The organism is Hydrobacter penzbergensis, assembly GCF_900106985.1.
Classification (GTDB): Bacteria; Bacteroidota; Bacteroidia; order Chitinophagales; family Chitinophagaceae; genus Sediminibacterium; species Sediminibacterium magnilacihabitans.
In genome coordinates, this window is the sequence record NZ_FNNO01000014.1 from 53320 (window position 1) to 76883 (window position 23564).

A 23564-nucleotide genomic window follows, 5' to 3' on the forward strand; every position below is an offset into this window, starting at 1 on the left:
AACTTTTCGATGCTATGAGCTTGTCCGCAAACACCCTCAAAAAAACGAGCATTACTCTTAAAATGCTGATTGATGTAGGCTTATTGCACGCAGGTCAGGAAATTTTTTGTGAAAACCCCTCCATTAAAGGGGTTATCAATCTGGACGGCTCTATTACCGTTAACGTTGATGGGAAAGATTGCCATTTTGAATACTTAAGTGGTGCTGCGCGACACATCGAGAAAAGGAGCCTTAACGGATGGCTCTATTGGCATACAAGTATTGAAGGAGAAAAGTTCTGCATCGGCAGTTTCAGGGATCAATATTTGCTGAACGAAAAAAAGCCCCTGTAGACATTTAATCGTTATTCTTTCTTTCTAATGGAATTGATTTAGAGCAATCTCAGGTCAAAAATAAACTACACTTAAAAAAGCTCTTTCGTGCGACCCAAAAGAAAAAGCGGCTATGAATTTTCTTCATAACCGCTGAAGCCTTATCATTTTTGTAGCCTTTCGTGCGGGCTATAATAATAGATTCAGGCTTGTTGGGGGATTTGAGATAAAATTTAACCTTCATGGCAATAAATTCTAGTTAGACGATTTATTGCCCCATTTAAAAAACCTTGCACTATACCTTGCACGGTTCGATTTGGCACAAAAAAAATCGCTCTAATCTATTAATTATTAAGCGATTTTCTTTTTCGATTGTGGTGTGGGGCGGGATCGAACCGCCGACACAAGGATTTTCAGTCCTTTGCTCTACCGACTGAGCTACCGCACCTTTGTTGAAGCTTCGGTGCGCGAGGCGCACTTCTGCCGCTTTATTTCCCTTTCGGGGTTGCAAAAATAGGGGATTCTGGCAATAATCCACCTAAAATTCACAATTTTTAGGAGTACGGGCAAAGGGTATCACATCGCGGATATTACCCATGCCGGTAACAAATTGTACCATACGCTCAAAACCTAATCCGAAACCTGCATGTGGCACAGTTCCAAAACGGCGTGTATCTAAATACCAGCTCATTTCTTCCGTGGGTATGTGCATGTCTTTCATGCGTTGTTCCAGCTTATCCAATCGCTCTTCACGCTGTGAGCCGCCTACGATCTCGCCAATGCCGGGGGCCAGTATATCCATTGCCGCAACAGTTTTTCCATCTTCATTCATACGCATATAGAACGCTTTGATGGCTGCGGGGTAACCGGTAACGATCACGGGTTTTTTGAAATGCTTCTCTACCAGGTAACGCTCGTGTTCACTCTGCATATCAATGCCCCACTTCACCTCGTATTTGAATTTCTTTTTCTTGTACGCAGGAGAATCCAGCAAAATATCAATGGCCTCTGTATAAGTGATGCGCTCGAATTGGTTGTCTACCACAAAACGCAGTTTCTCTAGCAGGCCCATCTCTGAACGCTCGGCCTGCGGTTTCTGCTTTTCTTCTTCTGCCAGCCGCTGGTCAAGGAATTCCAGGTCTTCTGCGTTATGCTTCATGGCATAACGAATCAGGTACTGGATGAACTCCTCGGCCAGGTTCATATTGTCTTCAATATCGTAAAACGCCATCTCGGGTTCTATCATCCAGAACTCGGCCAGGTGGCGGGTGGTGTTGGAATTTTCTGCGCGGAAAGTGGGACCGAACGTATAAATATCGCTGAACGCCATGGCGCCCAACTCTCCCTCGAGTTGTCCGCTTACTGTGAGGTTCGTGCTCTTACCAAAAAAATCTTCTCCGAAATCAATGCCGCCATCTTCTTTGCGTGGCGCTCCTTCCATGGGCAATGTAGTAACACGGAACATCTCTCCCGCACCTTCCGCATCACTGGAAGTGATGATGGGCGTATGCAGGTACACAAAACCCCTTTCATTGAAAAACTGGTGCACGGCAAATGCCAGTGAATGCCTGATGCGGAACACCGCGCCGAATGTATTGGTGCGGAAACGCAGGTGAGCGATCTCCCGCAAAAATTCGAGGCTATGCTTTTTAGGTTGCAGCGGGTATTTCTCTGCATCACTGTCGCCCAGCACTTCCAGGCTCTTCGCCTGTATCTCTACTTTCTGTCCCTTTCCCAATGAAGCCACTACCTCACCGGTGATCTTCAAGGAAGCGCCGGTGGTAATGCGTTTGAGCGTGGCATCATCCAGCATACCCAGGGCAACCACCACCTGGATATTATTATTGGTGCTGCCGTCGTTCAATGCTATGAACTGGTTGTTGCGAAAAGTGCGCACCCAACCCATTACCGTCACATCCTGACCAACGAATTCGCCGGCCAGCAAGGTCTTGATCTTGGTTCTTTTGTTAAACATAAGGCAGCAAAGATACGTATTGGGCTTCCGAACTCATATATTCCTTTTCATGATTCATGGAAATTTGGGAGTCATCCTGTATTTTTATTTTTAGTACCATAATAAAAAACAAGCTTGCCAATGTCCTCTCTATGAAGAAGGTATGCCCCTCCCTTTTCGTTTCACTTGTTGAACAAACCAATGATGCAGTTTTCATATTGCGGGTGGAAGCCGAAAAGCGGCGCTTCATCATAGAATACGTCAATGCGGCCTACCTGCGGAAATTCTCCCACACAGCAGAAGAACTCATAGGCAAAGACCTGAAAGAGATACTCAACGCCGAAAAATATGAGCTGGTCAGTAAGCAGCTGTTTTCCTGCGTCAACTGCAAAAGCCCGCTTTCTTACGAAGAAACCATTGCACTGAATAATGAAACCCTCTTCAGCCTGAGTGAAGCTTTTCCCATACTGGATGATAACCAGGAAGTTACCCACCTCATCGGTTTGTCTAAAGACGTAACAGCGCTCAAAAGACAGCAGGCATTGCTTTATGAATCGGAGAATACACTCCAGGCCATCATCAACAGCTCCGATTATATAACGCTCTTTATAGATCCGGGATTCCGTATCATTTATGCCAATACAGCTGCGCAGCATCATGCCCGCCGCCTGCTGGGCAAACCTTACAAAGTGGGCGACCTGATCATGAACTACTTAACGCCGGAACAACAGAAAACGGCCGCCATGCATTTCGATGACATATTGCTTAGCAAAGCTAAAAACCATGTATTCGAGTACCATTTCACCTATCCCGACGGAGAAAAGGTTTGGCTCCTCCGGAAATATTATTCTGCCTCGGATGCACATGGAAACTACCTGGGCGTCGTGATAAACTCGGTAAACATCACCCAACGGAAAAAAAACGAACTGGAAATCCAGAAACACGCAGAAGCCCTGCGGGAGATCGCTAAGATCCAGTCGCACGAGATCAGAAGGCCTGTTGCAAATATCATTGGCCTCACCGAAATGATCAATACACACAAACCACAGGAACTGGAAGAAATCGTTGCTCACCTGCACAAAAGCGCCCTGGAACTCGATGAGGTGATCAAACAGGTAATTACAAAGACGTATAATTTTAATGTATAATGTTGGTGGGTCCGTCCGCCGATTTTTACATTTTCATTTCATTTTTTGATTATTTTGCCTTAACATTGCAGCGGAAACCAGACTGATTGGGTTCTCTTAATAGCTCTCGACAACATCAGTTTCCCTCTTTCCAATCACAACATTTTTTTTATTTATCCGGATCTGAGTTCGTAATCCCTTAGACAGGATCTTTAATGATGTAGACAATTTGAATCCCCCCATTAATTGATTTTATGTACGACATTTTGCAATTGAACGACATGCTATTGCCAGAGTTGCTCGACATTGCCGAGCAGTTGAAAATAGCAGGCGTTAAAAAGCTTGACAAACAAGGGCTTATTTATAAGATCCTTGACAGCCAGGCACTCACAGCCAGCGAAACAAAAGAAGACGGCAAGAAAAAACCTGGCAGGGCCCGCAAACCCGTTACTGTTAAAACCGGCATCGCTACCGAAGAAGCGGAAGTGATGCAGGAAGCGCCGCAGCAAACAGCTAAGCCTGCGCCGCCCCCCCAGCCCAAACGTGGTGCGCCCGGCCGTAAGCCTAAAACTGAGAAGCCCGCCGAACAAGCGCCCCAGGCTGGTCCATCGCTCAACGGAACATCGGCAGAAACATCCGAGCCCACACATGCTGCCGAAGCGGAATCTGCAGAGAATGGTCTTTCGCACGAATCGTCCCAGCCTGCACAGCAGCAGAAGCAACACCGCAAAGAACCTACTTTCAATATCGAGTTTGAAGGCATGATCCTCAGTGAAGGCGTGCTCGAAATGATGCCCGATGGTTATGGGTTCCTGCGTTCTTCCGATTATAATTACCTCTCTTCTCCCGACGACGTATACGTATCTCCTTCGCAGATCAAATTGTTTGGTCTCAAAACCGGCGATACCGTGCAGGGCGCTGTTCGTCCGCCTAAAGAAGGAGAAAAATATTTCGCGCTCCTCAAAGTAGACGCCATCAACGGCAAGAAACCCGATGAAGTGCGCGACCGTGTTCCTTTCGATTACCTTACGCCGCTTTTCCCTTACGAAAAGCTGAACCTGTTTACCACGCCCAACAATTACAGCACCCGCATCATGGACCTCTTTACGCCCATTGGTAAAGGTCAGCGTGGCCTGATCGTTGCCCAACCCAAAGTGGGTAAAACCATTTTGTTGAAAGAAGTGGCCAACGCCATCGCCGCCAATCACCCCGAGTGTTATCTCATGGTGGTATTGATCGATGAGCGTCCTGAAGAGGTAACCGATATGGAGCGCAGCGTAAAGGCAGAAGTGATCGCTTCTACCTTCGATGAACCCGCAGAAAAACACGTGAAAGTATCCACCATTGCTTTGCAAAAAGCAAAACGCCTGGTAGAATGCGGTCACGATGTAGTGATATTGCTCGACTCCATCACCCGTTTGGCCAGGGCCCACAACACAGTGGCACCCGCCAGCGGTAAAGTATTGAGTGGTGGTGTGGAAGCCAACGCCATGCAAAAACCCAAGCAGTTCTTCGGCGCTGCCCGTAAAATAGAGCACGGCGGTTCGCTTACCATCCTGGCCACTGCCCTCATTGAAACAGGCAGTAAGATGGATGAAGTGATCTTTGAAGAATTCAAGGGTACCGGTAACATGGAATTGCAGCTCGACCGCCGCCTGGCCAACAAACGCATTTTCCCTGCCATCGACCTGGTGGCTTCTTCTACTCGCCGCGACGACCTGTTGCTCGACAAAGAAGTATTGCAACGCATGAACATCCTTCGTTTGTACATCAACGATATGAATACCGAAGAAGCAATGAATGAATTGCTCAAGCGCATGCGCGGTACAAGAGACAATGAAGAGTTCTTAGCCTCTATGAATCGATGAGTTGATAGTTGTTAGTTGTCAGTTGTTAGAAACATGGATTCGCTCATCTGACAACTAACAACTATCAACTAACAACTAAATATGGCCATCACCAAACTCACCATAGCGCCTTTTTTAGCAGCAGCACAAGACCATCTCGTGCTCGATGTGCGCAGTCCGGGTGAATACCAGCACGCACACATACCCGGCGCCCAACTCCTTGCACTTTTCACCGACGAAGAAAGAAAGATCGTCGGCACAGCTTACAAACAGCAGAGCCGGCAGAAAGCCATCAAAATAGGATTGCAGTTTTTCGGTCCTAAAATGGTGGGCATGATAGAACAGGTAGAGCAATGGTGCGCCGCACGTAACAAAGAGGCAGAACGCCCAACCGTACTAGTGCACTGCTGGCGTGGAGGTATGCGCAGCGCCGGCGTGGCCTGGCTGCTCGATCTTTATGGTTTCAATGTGATTATCCTTGTGGGCGGCTATAAAACCTATCGCCACTGGGTGTTGGCGCAGTTGGAAAATAATTATCCCATTCATATTGTTGGCGGTTATACCGGCAGCGGCAAAACCGATCTGCTCCATGAGCTCACCAAACAACAGGAAGCCGTGATCGATCTCGAAACGCTGGCTCTGCATAAAGGATCGGCTTTCGGTGCGCTTGATAAAATACCACAGCCCTCCCAGGAGATGTTTGAGAACCTGTTGGCGCATGAATTGCAAAAACACGAACAAGCTTCGCGGATATGGATGGAAGATGAAAGCCAGCGCATCGGCCTCGTCAACATACCCATCGTACTATTTAAACAAATGCGCACCAAACCTGTTTTCTTCCTCGATGTTCCTTTCGAAGAAAGGCTCAACCACATCATAAAAGAATACGGAGGATTTGAGAAAGAAAAACTGGTGAACGCCATTATCCGCATCAAAAAAAGACTGGGCGGACTCGAAACCAAAACAGCCATCAATTACCTGCTGGAAGACGATGTAAAAGAATGCTTCCGCATATTGTTGAAATACTACGATAAGCTTTACATCAAAGGATTGTATAATCGCGAAAACGCCGAAACGCTTACCTGTAAAATTCCCGTTGACCAGGTGGATGCCGAGCAGAATGCCGGTAAACTGGTGAACCTTCTTCAAACACAGCATGCATGAACAATGAATCTACAGCCATCAGGCTTACGCAATATTCCCATGGCGCCGGTTGCGGTTGCAAAATAGCGCCGCAGGTACTCGACACCATTTTAAAGACCAATCTCTCATCACCCGATCAGCAAAACTTACTCGTAGGCAATAGCAGTAAAGACGATGCCGCCGCTTATGACCTTGGCAACGGCACGGCATTGATCTCTACTACCGACTTTTTCATGCCCATCGTAGACGATGCATTTTCATTCGGTAAAATTGCCGGCGCCAACGCCATCAGCGATGTATACGCCATGGGAGGAAAACCCATCCTGGCCATTGCCATCCTGGGATGGCCGGTAGATAAATTGCCGGCAGAAGTTGCTCAACAAGTTATTGAAGGCGCGCGGAGCATTTGTGCCGAAGCGGGCATTCCGCTTGCAGGCGGGCACAGCATCGATTGCCCCGAGCCCGTTTTCGGCCTCGCAGTAAACGGACTGGTAGATATCCCCCGCCTCAAACAAAACAGCACCGCCCGCGAAGGAGATGTTTTATTCCTTACCAAACCGCTGGGCATGGGCATTCTTTCCACTGCGCAAAAACGCAATGCGCTCAGCAGCGAACACCACGATCTCATGCTTCGCCAATTGATGCAACTGAATAAAGTGGGCGAAGAACTTTCTGCACTGGCATCTGTACACGCTATGACAGATGTAACCGGCTTCGGATTGCTGGGTCACCTGATTGAAATGTGTGAAGGAAGCGGGTTGAACGCGCAGATACAATTACAAGAGGTTCCTGTTATCCCGGGCCTCGATCCATACCTGCAACAAAAAATACAACCGGGTGGCACCAAACGCAACTGGGCAAGTTACGGCCACAAAGTACAGTTCGCCGATACGATTCAACCCGAAGAAGCCATCTCCATACTGGCCGATCCGCAAACAAATGGCGGGTTGTTGGTGGCTGTAGGAAAAGACTGTGTAAAAGACGCCGGTGATCTACTGAAATCGCATGGTCTTTACCACACCATCATTGGTGAAATGACGGTTGCGGGCGAGGATAAAACCGTTACAGTATTTTAACGATTCATAGGATTCTTTTTAATCGTTTTGGTATTAGCTTTGGTTATAATTTAAAAAAGGAGGAATCATGATACGTTCATTTTTGACCCTTCTGAGCATTTGCCTGGCAACAACCCTAATGGCACAGGAGGCCGGCCAGTCACCCGCTCCCGACCAAAATCCCAACTTCAACATCAGCAGGCAGAAATACATGAGCCAGAAAGACTCCCTGCTCTCTGCTTCCAACACCACCGTGCAGCAAACCTATAAGGCTTACGATTGGTACGAAGCCAAAATGGAACGCCGCAACGAGCGGAGAGAAGCCAGGAGGTATGCTGCCTATTACAACGGATACTACTATCCGTATTACAACCAATATTATAACGGCTGGAACCAGTATGGTTATTACAATAACTGGGGCAGCTGGAATGCACTCAGACCCAACATCGGTTTCCGCACGGGAAATTGGTGGTTCTCTTTTTAAAACCAATCGCATACTATGAAAAGCAAATTTTTACTTTTTGCCGCCGGAATTTTATCGTTCTCTCTCTTTGTTACTTCCTGCGCAACACGTATGGTTACCCGCATTGATCCTGCAACACAGATCGATATCAACGGAACCTGGAACAACACCGACAGCCGCCTCACTGCGGAAGAAATGACCAACCAGATACTGAATGCCAAATGGCTCAACGATCACCTGGCTGCCAAAGGAGGCAAAAAGCCTGTAGTAGTGGTAGGCATGGTTACCAATAAAAGTCATGAACACATTGAAGCAGAAACTTTCATGAACGACCTCGAGCGTGCATTCATACAAACCAGCAGGGTAGGATTGGTGCAAAGTGGTAAAAAACGTGAAGAAATGCGGGCCGAAAAAGCAGACCAGCAGAGCAACGCCACACAAAGCACCATGAAAAAATTCGGGTTGGAGCGTGGCGCCGATTACATACTGCAAGGTTCTATCAACTCCATCGTAGATGCGTATCGCAGGAAGAAAACCGTTACTTACCAGGTAAACCTGGAGCTCACCAACATTGAAACCAATGAAGTGGTGTGGATAGGCGATAAAAAGATTGCCAAATTCGTCAACAACTAAGTGCTGTTTAATTTTTCCGCATGAAGCATTGTATAAAACGGGCATGGGTAGCTTGGCTATTGATGCCTGTTTTGTTTTCCTGTGCTACTTACAACAGCAAAATGTCTGCTTATTACAACCAGGTAAGCGCATCGCATTACAGGCATGCCGATCATATGCTGGAGCAGAATGGTTACCTGCAACATCCCAGGAACAGCCTCTTGTATTATATGGAACGGGGACAAATGTTGCACCTGCAGGGCCTGTACGACAGCAGCAACCTCTTCCTGAACCTTGCCGACGGCTATATAGAAAACAAACACAAATCGTTAGGGAATGCGATTACCAGCTTGATGCTCAACCCAATGACCGCTCCTTACCTGGGTGAAGACTTTGAACGTTTCATGGTTCATTATTACAAGGCGCTCAACTATCTCTACCTCGGAAAAACAGACGACGCCCTGGTAGAAGCCCGCCGCATCAGTTTGAGCACCCAAACGCAGGAAGATAAATTTAAACCGGGCGCCAATCGTTATACCAAAGATGCATTTGCGCTCAATGTGCAGGGAATGATCTATGAAGCTGCTGGCATGATCAATGATGCATTCATCGCTTACCGGAATGCCGCCGATGTTTACCTCAAAGAGCCGAACAATAGGTACTACGGTGTTTCCATGCCCTCGCAATTGAAGCAGGATGTATTGAGAACCGCTGCGTTGATGGGATTCAATGACCAGCTGGATTTTTACGGAAAAAAATTCAACACTACTTACAAAACCCGCGACACCAGCAATGCCGGCGGAGAACTGGTGGTGTTTTTTGAACGGGGAATGGCTCCTGCCAAAACGGAACAAAACTTTATCCTTGCACAGTCCGGTGATGGAAACGGCGTTTTTGTTTTCAACGGACCCTATGGTACTTTCGATGTTTCTTCTGCCAATTCCTTTTCTGCTTCATTAAAAAATTTCAGGACCATTCGCGTGGCCATTCCCATTTACGAACCCAGGTCTTACAATAATGTGCAGGGCACCGCTACAGCCGATGGAGCTGCTTATTCATCAGAACTGGCAGAAGATATCAATACCATCGCACCGGCGGTATTGAAAGAACGGATAGTGAAGGAAGTTACCAATGCTCTATTAAGACAGGCGTTTAAACTGGGCATGGAGAAAGGCGCTTCAGAAGCCACTAAAGCAGCGGTGAAAAACAACAGCAAAGAAAAAGATGAGGGTAAGAAGGAAAGAAATGCAGAAGCTGCTGCCCTGGTCACCGGATTGGTGGTAAACATGTTCAATACTGCAACGGAAAAAGCAGATACCCGTAACTGGCAATCATTGCCCGCTTATATCCAGTATGTGCGCATTCCGCTGAAAAAAGGAGCCAACGACATCAGGCTCCGGTTGGGCAATGCCGAAAAAACCATTCGTGTTGAGGGTAAAACCGGTTTGCAATTGTACAACTGGCGTGTGCCCGATAACAGTATTACTGTTGCCCCATAAAAAGAAGCAGCCGTTTTTTTGCATTGATATGTATCCGGTTCCGCATGAAGTTGGTCCAGCCAAAAAGCCAGCCCCTTAAACCAAAAGCCTGTCTCGACCATTTGTATATGTCAAATGCATCGGAGTGTTCTGTGATCAGTCCGTCTTTCAACCGCAGGTGGGCCTTTACCTTATTCACTACTTTTCTGCCTGTTTGGGTAAATGTATAAGTGGCTACCCAATCGCAGGTAGCATACTCTTCATCCAGTAGTTGAATATTATCGAACCTGATGGTAAGGCCTTTTGCGTTCTTGCAGAGCATTTCCCACATGGCCCGTGTTTCCTGGCTGTTAAGCAATCCGAATACCATGTCGCTGAACACCACTTCTGCGTCGTAACAGGCATTCATACCTGCATAATCTCTTTGTTGAAAGGCCGAATAAAAACGGTGTATCGTTTGTTCGTTCGTGTTCATCTGTTCTTGTTCCTAATGTGCTTCCAACCAGTTAACGCCTTTGCCTACTTCCGCTTCCACCGGTACATCGTTGGGTAACGGCATGGCGGTGGTCATGCAACGGATGATCAGTTCTTCCAGTTTATCCACTTCATCAGCCACTGCATCAAACACCAATTCGTCGTGCACTTGCAGGATCATTTTCGACTGCCACTTGCCCTGCTTCATTTCATGATGCACTTTGATCATAGCCATTTTGATCATATCGGCCGCAGTGCCCTGTATGGGTGAGTTGATGGCGTTGCGTTCTGCATAACCACGCACCGTGAAATTGCTGCTGTTGATGTCTTTGAGCCAGCGCTTCCTGCCGGCCAGTGTTTGCACATAACCATTTTCCTTGGCCAGGTTGATCTGCTCATCCATGTAACGCTGGATGTTGGGAAATTCTTTTTTATAATTATCGATGATCTGCTTGGCTTCTGTTCTGCTGATGCCCAGGTTATCGGCCAAACCGAAAGCGCCTTGTCCGTATATGATGCCGAAGTTCACACTCTTGGCTTTGTAACGTTGCTCTTTCGTTACTTCCGATTCGGCAATGCCATATACTTTGGCGGCGGTAGCTGTGTGAATGTCTTTTCCCAACCTGAACGCTTCGCACATGTTAGGGTCTCCGCTGATGGCCGCTACAATGCGCAATTCAATTTGCGAGTAGTCGGCGCTCATCAACAAACGTCCTTCCTCACGGGGTATGAATGCTTTTCTGATCTCTCTTCCGCGTTCTGTTCTGATGGGAATATTTTGCAGGTTGGGGTTGTTGCTGCTCAACCTTCCCGTAACCGCCACCGCCTGCGCATAACTGGTATGCACCCGGCCCGTTTTTGGGTTGATCATTTCGGGAAGCGCATCTACATAAGTAGATTTCAACTTGGTGAGTTCACGGAAGCTGAGGATATCATCTACAATCCTGTGCTGGTTGGCCAGTTTCAGCAACACATCTTCCCCCGTTGCATACTGACCTGTTTTGGTTTTCTTGGCTTTGGGATCCAGTTTCAATTTTTCAAACAGCACTTCTCCCAACTGTTTGGGCGATGCGAGATTGAACCGTACACCCGCCTGGTCGTACACGCTTTCCTCGCATTTTTTCGCATCTTTTTCCAGGTCCCTGCTATAGCTCTTCAAAAACTCCACATCGATCTTAACGCCTTCAAACTCCATATCGGTTAGCACCCGTACCAATGGATTTTCCACTGTTTCAAAAACGCTGGTCACTTCTTTTTCTTTCATCAGCGGAACAAACACCTGCTTGAGCTGGAAAGTAATATCGGCATCTTCTGCCGCGTATTCTTTTACTTTCTCAATTTCCACATCGCGCATCGTGCCCTGGTTCTTTCCTTTTTTACCAATCAGTTCATCTATGTGAACCGGTTCGTAGCCGAGGTATTGTGCACTCAGCAGGTCCATGTTGCGGCGGCCTTCCGGTTCTATGAGATAATGTGCCAGCATGGTATCAAAGAGTTGTCCTTTCGGTTCTATACCATACCATTTGAACACCAGCAGATCGTATTTGATGTTCTGACCGATCCAGGTAATGGAGGGTTCGTTGAAAAGAGGTTTTACCAGCTCTAATAGCTGCTGCGTTCTTTTTTGATCGGCCGGACAGGGAATATAATATCCTTCCCCTGCCTTATACGAAAAGCTCATGCCCACCAGTTCTACATTGTTAGGGTCGGTACCGGTGGTTTCAGTATCAAAACAGATCTCTTTTTGCTGCTGCAATTTTTTTACCAATGCCTTGATCTGTTCATCTGTTTCTACCAGCTCATAATCGTGTGGCGTATTGGTAATGTTTTTGTTGGCAACCAATCCCACTGTTTCTGTCGTGGCCCCACTTTCTTCCGCAGCAGTTTCCGTTGCATCCACAGCAGTCCAGTCGGGCAATGGCACTGCTGAACTGTCTTTCTTCGTAGTCTTTTTGCCGGAAGATTTACCGGCAGCTGGCGCCGCCACCGCATTACCGAACAAGTCGGTCTGTGTGGCCTGCTGGGGCGAATGGAATGCATTGAAGTTTTCGCCCAGTACCCTTTTACCCAGTGTTTTGAATTCGAGTTCGGTGAATATTTCCGTGAGCGCTTCCTTATTCCATTCTTTCAGCCTGTAATCTTCTTCATGGAATTCTACAGGAACATTGGTAATAATGGTGGCCAGTTTTTTACTCATGATGGCCAGCTCCTTGTTGTTGCGGATCTTCTCGCCGAGAGCGCCCTTGATCTGATCGGCATGCTCCAGTACGTTCTCCAACGTATCATATTCTTTGAGCAACTTGGCCGCTGTTTTTTCGCCCACACCTGGTATGCCTGGAATATTATCCACTGCATCACCCATCATGCCCAGCATGTCTACTACTTGTTGTACCCGTTGGATATCCCAGCGGGCACAAACTTTTTCCGCTGTCAATATTTCTTCCGGGTTACCGAAAGATGGTGGCTTATAAATGTACACATGCGGATGTATAAGCAACTGGCCATAATCTTTATCGGGCGTTACCATATACACTTCATAACCCTTGTCTGCCGCCTGCCAGGCAACGGTGCCAATCACATCATCTGCTTCGTATCCATCCATTTCCACAACGGGAATGTTGAAGGCGCGTATGATGCGCTGTATATCGGGAATAGAAGCCAGCAGGTCTTCCGGCGCTTCCTGCCGGTTGGCTTTATAATCGGTAAAATCGGTATGGCGTTCCGTTGGCGCATGCGTATCGAAACACACAGCCAGGTGCGTGGGTTTTTCTTTATTGATGAGGTCAAAAAGGGTATTGGTGAAGCCAAACTGCGCGTTGGTATTCATTCCCTTCGATGTGATACGCGGGTTGCGGATGAGTGCATAATAAGCCCGATAGATCAATGCAAGGGCATCGAGCAGAAACAACTTTTTACTCATATAGCTAAGGTAATAAAGCTAAACGAGCTTATTTTTTCTTTTTGATGGACAGGTAATCCAGGAAATAAATCACGCGCAACGAAAGACTGTTGAGCTGCGATGCATTGAAGGTATTGCCCGCATTTTTAAAATAACCATCCATAACATTCTGGTCGTAGGTATTGATAGAATTCTTCCACACGATATTCAGGAAACTGCCCAATGCAAACTGCCAGGTATATACCATATCGATGTTGAAATAATTCACGTTGTAATCGGGTTTGGTGCTTACACCTGCTATGGGAGTAAGTCCGCCGTCGGTATTGAGATTGAAATATTGTTTATTGATCACTTTACTCCAATAGTGACGGGCCCTGAAACTCAGCCCCATTTTGTTGGTGAAATTATACTTCACGTTGAAAATATTCTCCACCGTATAACGCTTGCGGAGTGCAAAAATGCTGCTATCGTTCACCAGGGTGGTAAAACCAAGATCATTGTTCCTGAACTGCGGGTTGAAATTAAAACCAATGGTTAATTTATTGTTGAAGCGATACGAATTGCGGGTCCAGAAATCGTACTCGGTTCCCGAATAAAGACCTGCCCACTTTCCGGAAAATTCAACATAAGCAGAATATTTTTTTGCATTGTTGGTTTCTGTGGCTACACCTATTTGCCAGTTAGATGGGGTTTTAAAAAATCTTCCTGCTATCCTGGGCTCATAATAATCATGTTGTTCGGGATCGATGTTGATGTATATGAGTGCAAACCAAAGGTTCTTCAACTGGCCGTTCATATTGGTATTGATTCGGAAACTCTGGTAATCCCATTCTTTGTAGCGCATCGATGAATTCAGGTTGATATTATAATACATCCTGTTGAACCATTTGGTCGGCTTTACCCATTTATACCCCAGCCACAAATAATGGTTCATATAATTGTTATTCGTAAAATAACCCATGTCGTTGCTGCTGTATTTATCATCGGCAAAGTCCTGGTTGATCTGGAAATTGAAGCGGCCACCCGTTTTTCCAAAACCAATTGTATGGTTGTAACCAAAGATGGACTTCTTTGTTGAATCAACGCCCGCCAATTCACTTGCTGATACTTTGCCGGACAGGTTCCACATACTCTTTTTATCATAGAGATCAAACAATGCAGCACTTACATTGGCATTGTGGTCGCCACCGGCACGCGTAACATTGGTGTTGATGAACGATACACTGGAGTTGTGTTTGAGCGATTGATCGAACACAATGATGTTATAATTCGAAAGCGGTTCCGTTTCTATCTTTCGTACTTCCTTGCCGTCTTTTGCAATGGAGGCATACTGTGGTTGTGTAAGCGCATTGAAAAAACCAATACCCAATCCGGATGATGTGCGGCCACTTATTTTGGTAGCATTGATCAGCTTGGTATCTCCGGGATTGCTGGCAATGGTTTCCCCTGGCTGTAACTGGCTGGCTACATCATTATAATGGATGGGCTGACCACCAATCCTCCTGCTGTAAAAAAGATTACCCTTGCTGAAGAGTTCGGTACCTTCTGTGAAAAAAGTGCGGTACTCATTGTATTTCACTTCAAACGGCGTGAGATTGAGTACCTGGTTATCACTTTGTACCTGGCCAAAATCTGGGATAAGCGTCATGTCCAGCGTGAACGCCTGGTTGATACCGTATTTCACATCCATACCACCGTTCACCGTAGTACGCGTATCTTTTATAGTGGGGTCGTTGTATGGATAATGGGTTACGTAGGTAGAGAGATACGGCGAAAAAGACAGCCTTACCGGTGGTTTGATGTCTTGTATGCTGGTCCATTCACCAAAAAGTGCAAAAAAGTTTCCCCCGAAAGTAGGATCGGTGGGGTTCCACATCAATTGCTTTCCGCTCTTGCTTCTCCTGCGCGTGATATTCAATCCCCAGTCCTGTGTCTTCTTATTGCTGAAACGGATAGCCGAATAAGGAATGCGCATTTCAAAGGTCCAGCCGCTGTCTGTGATCTTCGCCTGCGATTCATATACGCTGTTCCAGCTTGCATCTTCTCCGGTGGAAGAATATTTTGCATCGTACTGCTCACCCAGCGGGGTAACATAATACCCGAAACCGTTGATCTTGTCTTTATAAGTATCGAACAATATCCCTACAAAATCATTCGAGTTGATCACATCGCGGCCCACCAGTTCGGTTGAAATGCTATCGCGGCGTTCGTAGCAATATCCGCCTACATAAATGGCATTGTTATCGTACAATATGCGGACTTCCGTTCTGTTGTCGTTGCGTTCATGCGTGCCATAAGAAGGCCTCCATTCCACAAAATCCGTAGCAACCGGCGCAGATTTCCAGGCTTCATCGCTGATATCTCCATCAATTACAATTTTCTGCGTGGTACGAACAGCCGGTACTTTTTTTACAATCTGCTCTTTCTGTGCCATTGCCAGGTGACTTATTCCTAAAACGCAGATACTCAGCATTAGTTTTTTCATAGCGGTACGGTACATTATGTACGAAGCATAACGTAGTAAAGGTAGAAAGGTTACATGCAGAACATTGTTAAATTGAAAAAAGCGAGATAAGCGGAAACCGGGGTTTATGAACGGTTTTAAAGAAGGGCCCTTTTACAAAAAAACCGCCCGCCCGGAATTTTCCGGACGGGCGGTTCCCTTGTTATACCTCAGGCTGATTATTGAATGCCGTACTTATAACGGTACCGCTCGTATAATTGCTTTTGTTTGTTATCGAGACTCACATTCCTGCCTTGTATAATGGCATAGGAAACATTGCTGCTCTTCATATCCAGTATATCGCCGTCGCATACAACGATATTGGCATCTTTGCCGGCTTCCAGTGAACCGGTCCTGTCATCGATGCCCAATATTTTGGCTGTATTCAGCGTGATGGCCTGCAATGCCTGTTCTTTGCTCAACCCGTATGTTGCAGCCGTTCCTGCATTAAATGAAAGGTTGCGGTAACGGGCTTCGGTAAACGCATCATTCAACGCAAACAGTACGCCTGCTTTTTGCAAAGCAGCCGGTGTTTTGAACGGCTGATCGATATCGTCGTCCTCCATCGATGGAAGCTCGTGTTCCGAACCCAATATCACGGCAATATTGTTTTGCTTCAGCAGGTTGGCAATCTGGTAGCTTTCGCTTCCGCCTACAATCACCACATCAAATCCGAACTCTTTTACAAAATCAATGGCCACCAGCATTTGCTTTACCTGGTCGCCGTGTACAAAGAGTTTCTGTGTTTTATTGAACAACCCTTTTACCGCTTCCAACTTGAGGTTGGTCTGTTTATGGGTTGTTTCCTGCTCGTATGCTTTGGCTTCGCGGAAAAAGGTTTTGATCTCATCTACCTTGTCCAGCGCCTGTTTAACAGGATCTGCCGGTTGAGGAGCGCCGGGAAAAAAGAAAGCCCTGCGGCCCGTTGGACGGGGAAGAAAACTGGGCAGGTTAAGGTGAATGCCGCCGTCCATTTTATACGCGGCGTCTTCCCAGTTCCACGCATCCAGTTGTACTACCGAAGAAGAACCGCTGATCACACCGCCTTCGGGTGTAATGCTGGCCAGCAATATGCCGTTGGCGCGCAATGTGCCGGTGATCTTGGAGTCGGTATTATAAGCAACAATGGAGCGAACGCTGGGATTGTAATCGCCCAGCTCGTAATAATCGTTGCTGCCTCTTACACCATTGGCGATCTCTTTGAGTCCGAGATCGCAGGAGGGTAAGATCAGTCCGGGATATACCTGTTTCCCTTTCGCGTCGATCAGTTTTGCATTGTTTTGCGAAACAGGTATATCTGTTCCAACACGCACAATTTTTCCATTGTTAACTTCAATAGTGGCGTTTTCCAGTACCTGTCCGTTACCTACATGCACCGTGCCGTTGGTTATGAACAGCTGGCCTTTGTATTCTTTTGTGGGATATACTGTTTCCTGTGCTTTTGCAAAACCGGTGAACAGTAAGAGAGCTGTTATAGGAGTGACAAATTTTTTCATTGCTAATGCTTTTACTGGTTAAGGGTTTCGATATCATCCTGTTCAATCGTGATCAGGCCTCCGCGCTCACTGTGGTCGCCGCAGCCCAACAATACCTGGTAGCTGGGTTCAGCGGGTCTCATAGGAGCGCCGCTTCTTTTCTCAGCCTGTAGTTTGTTGATCAGCCGCGTACGTTCTGCTGTGATCTTCCTGCGTTGTTCCAGGTCTTTTTCGCGATCGAAATAAACAATACCATCTACGATCGTCTTTTCAGATTTTGCATAGATGCTCAGCGGATGATCGCTCCAGATCACAAGGTCTGCGTCTTTACCCGCTTTGATGCTTCCTACCTTATTATCTACATGCAGGGCTTTGGCCGGGTTAAGGGTCACCATTTTCAATGCATCTTCTTCGGGAACACCACCGTATTTCACAGTCTTGCCGGCTTCCTGGTTCAGGCGGCGCGCCATCTCGGCATCGTCTGAGTTGATACAAACATTGAGTCCCACTTTGTACATGATGGCTGCATTGTAAGCAATCGCATCCTGCACTTCTGTTTTGTAAGCCCACCAGTCGGAGAAGGTAGATGCATTGGAACCATGCGCTTTCATTTTATCCGCCACTTTGTATCCTTCCAGGATATGCGTAAAGGTGTTGAATGTGAAACCGTATTTATCACCGATACGCATGGCGGCAGTGATCTCGCTTTGTACATAAGAGTGGCAGGTGATGAACCTTTTCTTGTTCAGTATTTCTACCAGCGCATCCAGTTCCAGGTCGCGCCTGGTTGTTTTGGGATCTGCTTTCATTTCACGCTCGTAATCCTTTGCCCTGGTAAAAGCATCGTTCAACACTTCTTCCACACCCATCCGCGTATCGGGGAAACGGTTGTTGGCCATCGAAGTTGTCCGCTTCACGTTCTCACCCAATGCAAATTTGATGAAAGGATCGGCGCCTTTGAATTTCAGCGCTTCATCATCCACACCCCAGCGCAATTTGATCAGCTGGGTTTGTCCGCCAATGGTATTGGCCGATCCATGCAAAATATGTGATGATGTTACGCCGCCGCTCAACTGGCGATAGATGTTGATGTCTTCGGGGTTGAGGTTATCGGCAATGCGCACTTCGGAAGTAACAGATTGCGCGCCTTCATTGATGGACATAGCTGCGATATGCGAGTGTTCGTCTATGATACCTGCCGTAACATGTTTACCGGTAGCATCGATCACTTTTGCAGAGCCATCGCTCAGGTTCTTTCCCACTTTGGCAATCTTACCGTCTTTCACCAGTACATCGGTATTTTCCAGTTTGCCTTCTTTTTCATTGGTCCATACGGTCGCATTTTTGATCAGCAGGTTCTCCTGCTTAGGTGCTTCTTCCCATCCATAACCATCGAAGGGATAAGTTACTTTGCCCAGTTGTTGGTGCGGTGTCATTTTTTTCTTCGCAGTATCCGGGGCCGCTGCGCGGACAAATGTTACTGTCCAGGTGATCCTGTTTCCTGCGGTATCTTCTCCGAGTCCATTCCAGGTGTCGCCGTTAATGGTACCGCTCAGCCGATACTGCGCACCAACACCATTATTCATGCCACCTATGGCAGCTACCATCGGCTTTTTAGCCGGTGTTGCAGAGAAACTGAGTTTCACCAGTTTGCCATCGTAGCTGAATTTACCGGTGAGGGTATCTTTTCCAATCACATTTGCAGTGTTGTTATTCTTTACATCCAGTGTATAATTAGAAGTGCCGTTTTCGCTGTTGAGCACCAGGTTATACACGCCTTTGATATCATTCCAGGCATCTTCTTTCACACCATATTTTGCTCCCTGTATCCAGTTCTGCAGGATCACTGCTTTTTCAGAAAAAACAGAATCGCTGGTAATGATGAAGTTGGCCAGCTTTCCGGTTTCGAGACTGCCTACTTTATCATATACACCCAACAAGGTAGCCGGCGTTTTGGTCAGGGCTTCCAGGGCTTTGGCTTCGGAAAGACCATTCTCAAACGCTTTGCGCAGGTTGGTATAAAATTGTTTGGTATCGTGCAGGTCGGCAGTGGTTAAACAAAAAGGAATGTTGGCTTTTTCCAAAGCGCCGGGATTGGTAGGTGCGAGTTCCCAATTTTTCATGTCCGACAAGGATACCAACCTTGCATCGGCCGGGTCTTCCACATCCATGGCCTGGGGAAAATTGAGCGACAGGATAAAAGCCGCTTTGGTGGCAGCCATTTCTTTGATGCGCTGGTACTCATTGCCACCGCCTTTGAGAATGTATTGCACGCCGAACTCGTCGCCGATGCGATCGGCACGAACATCATTCCACTTGTCTTCCGCTTCAAAGATCTGCGGCAGGTTCTGGTTATCATTAAAAGCTTGTAGAGAAATATTCACCCCTTCTGTTGAAGGTTTGTTCTTGTACCATTGTGCATCGAGATAAGTTTGTCTCAACAGTGCAATGCTTCCCATCAGGCTGCTCGGATATGATTGTGTAGAACTGCCTTTGTTGAAAGAATAATGTGCAGATGCTCTTTCTTTAACCAGCATCAGGTTGTCTTTATCCTTTCCCAGTAAAACCACGGCGCCGGTTCCGCGTGCGATACCATCTTTCACATGCGTGAGAACAGTACCGAAGCCCAGCTCACGGAAAGTTTTGGCCTTGGCGTCATCGGCAGTGAATTGCTGATACGCATTCACTTCAGGCCTGATCGCCTGGTTCCAGTTGTATGCGCCTTTGGTGTTGGAATTCAACTGTGCAGGTGCATTGTAGTTGAAAACAAAAGGCTGCCGTTGGGGTGTGGTGATACCATAATCGGTATAGATGTCGATGAAGGAAGGATAGATGTACTTGTTTTTACAGTCTATCACTACGGCATCCTGGGGTACAGTTACACTGGCGCCTACAGCAACGATTTTACCCTCGCGGATAACAAGGGTTGCATTCTGTAAACTGTTTTGTGCATTCTGTACAATGGTGGCATGGGTAAAAGCGTAACATCCGTTGCGCTTGTCGGCCAACCCGTTCACGGGGAATGTTTCCTGTGCTTGCAGCAGGGAAGCCAGCAAGAGCCCGGATAACAGCAGCTTGATTTTTCTCATTGTGTTCAGTTAATGTTGAAAAGTCTTAAAGCTACTGAATAAGCCTATCGTGCAAAAAAACTGGTGTGTTTTTTTTGATGAATGGTTGGAGAAGCTATGGCAAAAGGTTATCTGCCCATATATACCATGAGTATCTGCACATCACTGGGATTGACGCCGCTGATGCGACTGGCCTGTCCCAGTGTACGGGGCTTGATGCGCTTGAATTTCTGTAGCGCTTCGTTCGACAAAGCAGCTACGCGATCGTAATCGAAACTATCGGGAATGACGAGGTTTTCGAGCTGGCTCATGCGATCAACGATCTCCTGTTCTTTTTCTATGTAGCGCTCATACTTGATCTGTATCTCTGCCTGCTCACGGGTTTGGGCAGGAATGGCGGCAAGCGCTTCAGCCAGGCGTGGTACTGCTTTGGAGAGATCTTCCAGTGTTACATTCGGACGCAACACGATCTTCGCTGCTCTTTGTTTTTCTGTGAGCGGCGCCGATGCAATGTCGTTGAAATAGCCGTTCACTTCATCGGGCTCGATATTGAATTCTTTGAGTATGTTTTTTACTTCGGCAACACCTTCGCGCTTCGCGATCACTGCGTCCATGCGTTCCTGCGAAGCGAGGCCCAGGCGGTAGCTCAATTCTGTCAAACGCAGGTCGGCATTGTCCTGGCGCAATAAGGTTCTGAATTCAGCACGACTCGTGAACATACGATAAGGTTCATCGGTTCCTTTGCTGATCAGGTCATCGATCAGCACGCCGATATAAGCTTCGCTGCGTTTCAATACAAAGGGTTCGAGTTCGCGTGCTTTCTGGTGTGCATTGATGCCGGCCATCAAACCCTGACAAGCCGCTTCTTCATATCCTGTGGTACCATTGATCTGGCCTGCAAAAAACAAGTGGCTGATCTGTTTGGTCTCCAGTGAATATTTCAGCTGCGTAGGCGGAAAGAAATCGTATTCGATTGCGTAACCCGGACGGAAAAAGCGGACATTTTCAAATCCAGGCACCATACGAATAGCTTCGTATTGCACTTCTTCCGGTAAGGAGGTAGAGAACCCGTTGACATAGATCTCTACGGTATTCCATCCTTCGGGTTCGATAAAGAGTTGGTGCCGGTCGCGATCGGCAAAGCGGTTGATCTTGTCTTCGATACTCGGACAATACCTGGGTCCGCGACCTTCAATCCTGCCCTGGAACATGGGACTGCGATCGAAACCTGTTTTCAGCATCTCGTGTACAGTATCGTTGGTATAGGTAACGTGACAGCTCAGTTGTTTGTCCGCCCGGATGCGTGGTGTGTTGGTATAAGAAAACCCGATGATTTCGTCGTCGCCCTTCTGTTCTTCCATCTTGCTGTAATCCAGGCTACGTCCATCTACCCGCGGCGGTGTACCGGTTTTCAGCCGGTCGCTTTCAAACCCTAAGGAAACCAGTTGTTCGGTAATACCCGTTGCCGCTTTTTCTGCTACTCTTCCGCCACCAAACTGTTTTTCGCCGATATGAATGATGCCATTGAGGAATGTGCCGCTGGTTACCACTACCGAGCGCGATTTGATCTCGTGGCCCAAGCCGGTTACCACGCCACAAGCCCTGTTATCTTTCATGATGATGGACTTTACCATGTCCTGGTAAAAATCAACATTGGGGGTATTCTCCAGCATCTCCCGCCATTTGGCGGCAAAGAGCATACGATCGTTCTGTGTTCTGGGGCTCCACATAGCCGGGCCCTTGCTGCGGTTGAGCATGCGGAACTGTATTGTACTCAGGTCGCTCACCATACCGCTGTATCCACCCAATGCGTCAATCTCACGAACGATCTGTCCTTTCGCAATACCACCCATGGCCGGGTTGCAACTCATCTGGGCGATGGTTTGCATGTTCATGGTTACCAGCAATACCTTACTGCCAAGGTTGGCAGCCGCAGCTGCAGCCTCACACCCGGCATGTCCGGCCCCCACAACGATCACATCATACTCAGGAAACATGTACACTCTGTTAAATGAATGCGCAAAGATAGTTCATAGATTTTAGCTCGTCTTGTTTCGATCAAGATACTGACCAACGCCTTTTTTTAGCGGCTGTATATGCTCAGATATACCATTCAGCCTTTCAAGGATAATCCCTTCACGCATAAATGATCTCTGTTTCAATCACATTCAAAAAAGAGGACCGCAGGTGAGATCCTCGTCTTACCAAGTCAACCTTTGTATTAAATTCTTGCTCCAACAAATTCCTTACAGCACATAGGTTCGTTCGAGAAATCGGCAGGCATATCTATCAACAAGTCTACATCGCTGGTCTCCTTCATATATCCATTGGCATAACTACCAAATAAGCCAATACTGCGTACGCCAGTGATTCCCTGAAATAGGGCATATGGACCTTTATGGTATCTAATATTGTCTCTTTTGTAAGCATCTTATTGTAAAGTTATAACATTCCCTATTGAAGCGCTTCCTTACCGAACTTCTTCAGGATTTCTCTTTCCAGCAAAATATCCGACACGCTCATGCCATTGTTCAGTTTGGAGAATTCTTCTGCGTTCAAGTCGCGCATTTTTTCCAGCCAGTCAATATTCTGTTTGATGAAAACCTCGGATCTGGGATTGGTTTCTATGCCAGCAGCCTCTATGCTTTCAATCTTGTCGAGCATTTTACTACAAAGAGAGAAGCCGGTCTTTTGGTGCAGGTTCTGAAAATACGCCCTGGCGGCCAGCAGATCGCCTTTACCACTACGGGCAACGCCCGGTGCTTCATCAATCCTTTCTACCCGCATATTGATGAAGTTCCAGCACAAGAAAAGGTCTTCTTCATTGGAATAGTCGAAGTAGGTGGCTGGCACAATATGATCGAACTGCCAGGCTTTGCCAAAGTTCTCCCAGTTCAGTCCTTCGCTGAACTGCAACTCAAACCATTCCCTTAATTGGGCGGCGCTGAGACCAAAGTACCGGGCATAGGCTTCGCTGGGCTTACCCTCCAGTACATACCTGCGGTATCCCAACTGCCATTTTCTTTTCTCCCTGAATTTCAGCAGGGATTCCGTTACCTCCGTTTGGGGTGTCCATTTCTTTCTTGCCATACTGCAAAGCTAAGCATGTTCCTTCCCGAAACTGGGATTCGTGGAACATTTAACTATTTGTGTGT

General features: G+C 47.1%; 17 protein-coding genes and 1 tRNA gene. 8 read left to right on the top strand and 10 right to left on the bottom strand.

Going from position 1 to position 23564, the window contains the following annotated elements:
* Positions 1-14: 14 nt before the first annotated feature.
* Positions 15-332 carry a restriction system modified-DNA reader domain-containing protein gene (locus tag BLU98_RS13860; protein WP_139173941.1) on the top strand — a complete coding sequence of 106 codons (318 nt, stop codon included), beginning with the start codon at positions 15-17 and terminating at the stop codon, positions 330-332.
* A 354-nt stretch (positions 333-686) separates the two neighbouring features.
* Here BLU98_RS13860 and BLU98_RS13865 read toward each other — a convergent pair.
* Positions 687-759, bottom strand: a tRNA-Phe gene (locus BLU98_RS13865).
* A gap of 90 nt (positions 760-849) precedes the next feature.
* A complete protein-coding gene (asnS, locus tag BLU98_RS13870; RefSeq protein WP_092725708.1) occupies positions 850-2286 on the bottom strand; it encodes an asparagine--tRNA ligase in 1437 nt (478 codons plus the stop codon).
* Positions 2287-2417: 131 nt separating this feature from the next.
* Here asnS and BLU98_RS13875 point away from each other — a divergent pair, with 131 nt between their 5' ends.
* From BLU98_RS13875 to BLU98_RS13905, 7 genes are all read left to right on the top strand, one after another.
* The gene (locus BLU98_RS13875; RefSeq protein ID WP_257574998.1) at positions 2418-3413 is read left to right on the top strand and encodes a PAS domain-containing protein; all 996 of its coding nucleotides are present in this window, start codon (positions 2418-2420) and stop codon (positions 3411-3413) included.
* Positions 3414-3646: 233 nt separating this feature from the next.
* Positions 3647-5260, top strand: a complete 1614-nt coding sequence (rho, locus tag BLU98_RS13880) for a transcription termination factor Rho (protein ID WP_092725712.1) — start codon at positions 3647-3649, stop codon at positions 5258-5260.
* Between the two features lie 81 nt (positions 5261-5341).
* Positions 5342-6403, top strand: coding sequence for a tRNA 2-selenouridine(34) synthase MnmH (gene mnmH, locus BLU98_RS13885; RefSeq protein WP_092725714.1), 1062 nt, complete (start codon positions 5342-5344; stop codon positions 6401-6403).
* A complete protein-coding gene (gene selD / locus BLU98_RS13890; protein ID WP_092725716.1) occupies positions 6400-7458 on the top strand; it encodes a selenide, water dikinase SelD in 1059 nt (352 codons plus the stop codon). Before mnmH ends, selD begins: the two co-directional genes overlap by 4 nt.
* A gap of 67 nt (positions 7459-7525) precedes the next feature.
* Positions 7526-7921, top strand: a complete 396-nt coding sequence (locus BLU98_RS13895) for a hypothetical protein (RefSeq protein ID WP_257574999.1) — start codon at positions 7526-7528, stop codon at positions 7919-7921.
* 15 nt (positions 7922-7936) lie between these two features.
* On the top strand, positions 7937-8533 hold the full coding sequence (locus BLU98_RS13900) for a penicillin-binding protein activator LpoB (RefSeq protein ID WP_092725719.1): 597 nt from the start codon (positions 7937-7939) through the stop codon (positions 8531-8533).
* Between the two features lie 20 nt (positions 8534-8553).
* The gene (locus BLU98_RS13905; RefSeq protein WP_139173944.1) at positions 8554-10011 is read left to right on the top strand and encodes a COG3014 family protein; all 1458 of its coding nucleotides are present in this window, start codon (positions 8554-8556) and stop codon (positions 10009-10011) included.
* On the opposite strand, the gene BLU98_RS13910 is transcribed toward BLU98_RS13905, so the two are convergent.
* The 8 genes from BLU98_RS13910 to BLU98_RS13945 form a co-directional block, all read right to left on the bottom strand.
* Positions 9995-10465: a nuclear transport factor 2 family protein gene (locus BLU98_RS13910; RefSeq protein ID WP_092725723.1), complete on the bottom strand. Its 471-nt coding sequence runs from the start codon at positions 10463-10465 to the stop codon at positions 9995-9997. The genes BLU98_RS13905 and BLU98_RS13910 overlap by 17 nt on opposite strands.
* A gap of 12 nt (positions 10466-10477) precedes the next feature.
* Entirely contained in the window at positions 10478-13384 is a 2907-nt protein-coding gene (polA, locus tag BLU98_RS13915) for a DNA polymerase I (protein ID WP_092725726.1), read from the bottom strand.
* 28 nt (positions 13385-13412) lie between these two features.
* Positions 13413-15848 (bottom strand): DUF5916 domain-containing protein, encoded by a 2436-nt coding sequence (locus BLU98_RS13920; protein ID WP_257575000.1) that lies wholly within the window; start codon positions 15846-15848, stop codon positions 13413-13415.
* Positions 15849-16045: 197 nt separating this feature from the next.
* On the bottom strand, positions 16046-17362 hold the full coding sequence (locus BLU98_RS13925; protein ID WP_092725731.1) for an amidohydrolase family protein: 1317 nt from the start codon (positions 17360-17362) through the stop codon (positions 16046-16048).
* An 11-nt stretch (positions 17363-17373) separates the two neighbouring features.
* Positions 17374-20430 carry an amidohydrolase family protein gene (locus BLU98_RS13930; RefSeq protein WP_092725733.1) on the bottom strand — a complete coding sequence of 1019 codons (3057 nt, stop codon included), beginning with the start codon at positions 20428-20430 and terminating at the stop codon, positions 17374-17376.
* A gap of 107 nt (positions 20431-20537) precedes the next feature.
* Positions 20538-22406, bottom strand: coding sequence for a tRNA uridine-5-carboxymethylaminomethyl(34) synthesis enzyme MnmG (gene mnmG / locus BLU98_RS13935; protein WP_092725736.1), 1869 nt, complete (start codon positions 22404-22406; stop codon positions 20538-20540).
* A 224-nt stretch (positions 22407-22630) separates the two neighbouring features.
* Positions 22631-22819, bottom strand: a complete 189-nt coding sequence (locus BLU98_RS18140) for a nucleotidyltransferase family protein (protein ID WP_139173950.1) — start codon at positions 22817-22819, stop codon at positions 22631-22633.
* Between the two features lie 44 nt (positions 22820-22863).
* Positions 22864-23499 carry a hypothetical protein gene (locus BLU98_RS13945; RefSeq protein ID WP_092725740.1) on the bottom strand — a complete coding sequence of 212 codons (636 nt, stop codon included), beginning with the start codon at positions 23497-23499 and terminating at the stop codon, positions 22864-22866.
* Positions 23500-23564 lie beyond the last annotated feature (65 nt).

What these genes read in the sequence shown, in the direction of transcription:
- mnmG (WP_092725736.1), bottom strand. Translation starts at nt 22,406, where the DNA reads ATGTTTCCTGAGTATGATGTGATCGTTGTGGGGGCCGGACATGCCGGG.
- selD (WP_092725716.1), top strand. Translation starts at nt 6,400, where the DNA reads ATGAACAATGAATCTACAGCCATCAGGCTTACGCAATATTCCCATGGC.
- BLU98_RS13920 (WP_257575000.1), bottom strand. Translation starts at nt 15,848, where the DNA reads ATGAAAAAACTAATGCTGAGTATCTGCGTTTTAGGAATAAGTCACCTG.
- BLU98_RS13930 (WP_092725733.1), bottom strand. Translation starts at nt 20,430, where the DNA reads ATGAGAAAAATCAAGCTGCTGTTATCCGGGCTCTTGCTGGCTTCCCTG.
- BLU98_RS13860 (WP_139173941.1), top strand. Translation starts at nt 15, where the DNA reads ATGAGCTTGTCCGCAAACACCCTCAAAAAAACGAGCATTACTCTTAAA.
- mnmH (WP_092725714.1), top strand. Translation starts at nt 5,342, where the DNA reads ATGGCCATCACCAAACTCACCATAGCGCCTTTTTTAGCAGCAGCACAA.
- BLU98_RS13945 (WP_092725740.1), bottom strand. Translation starts at nt 23,499, where the DNA reads ATGGCAAGAAAGAAATGGACACCCCAAACGGAGGTAACGGAATCCCTG.
- BLU98_RS13905 (WP_139173944.1), top strand. Translation starts at nt 8,554, where the DNA reads ATGAAGCATTGTATAAAACGGGCATGGGTAGCTTGGCTATTGATGCCT.
- BLU98_RS13875 (WP_257574998.1), top strand. Translation starts at nt 2,418, where the DNA reads ATGAAGAAGGTATGCCCCTCCCTTTTCGTTTCACTTGTTGAACAAACC.
- polA (WP_092725726.1), bottom strand. Translation starts at nt 13,384, where the DNA reads ATGAGTAAAAAGTTGTTTCTGCTCGATGCCCTTGCATTGATCTATCGG.
- BLU98_RS13910 (WP_092725723.1), bottom strand. Translation starts at nt 10,465, where the DNA reads ATGAACACGAACGAACAAACGATACACCGTTTTTATTCGGCCTTTCAA.
- BLU98_RS13895 (WP_257574999.1), top strand. Translation starts at nt 7,526, where the DNA reads ATGATACGTTCATTTTTGACCCTTCTGAGCATTTGCCTGGCAACAACC.
- rho (WP_092725712.1), top strand. Translation starts at nt 3,647, where the DNA reads ATGTACGACATTTTGCAATTGAACGACATGCTATTGCCAGAGTTGCTC.
- BLU98_RS13900 (WP_092725719.1), top strand. Translation starts at nt 7,937, where the DNA reads ATGAAAAGCAAATTTTTACTTTTTGCCGCCGGAATTTTATCGTTCTCT.
- BLU98_RS13925 (WP_092725731.1), bottom strand. Translation starts at nt 17,362, where the DNA reads ATGAAAAAATTTGTCACTCCTATAACAGCTCTCTTACTGTTCACCGGT.
- asnS (WP_092725708.1), bottom strand. Translation starts at nt 2,286, where the DNA reads ATGTTTAACAAAAGAACCAAGATCAAGACCTTGCTGGCCGGCGAATTC.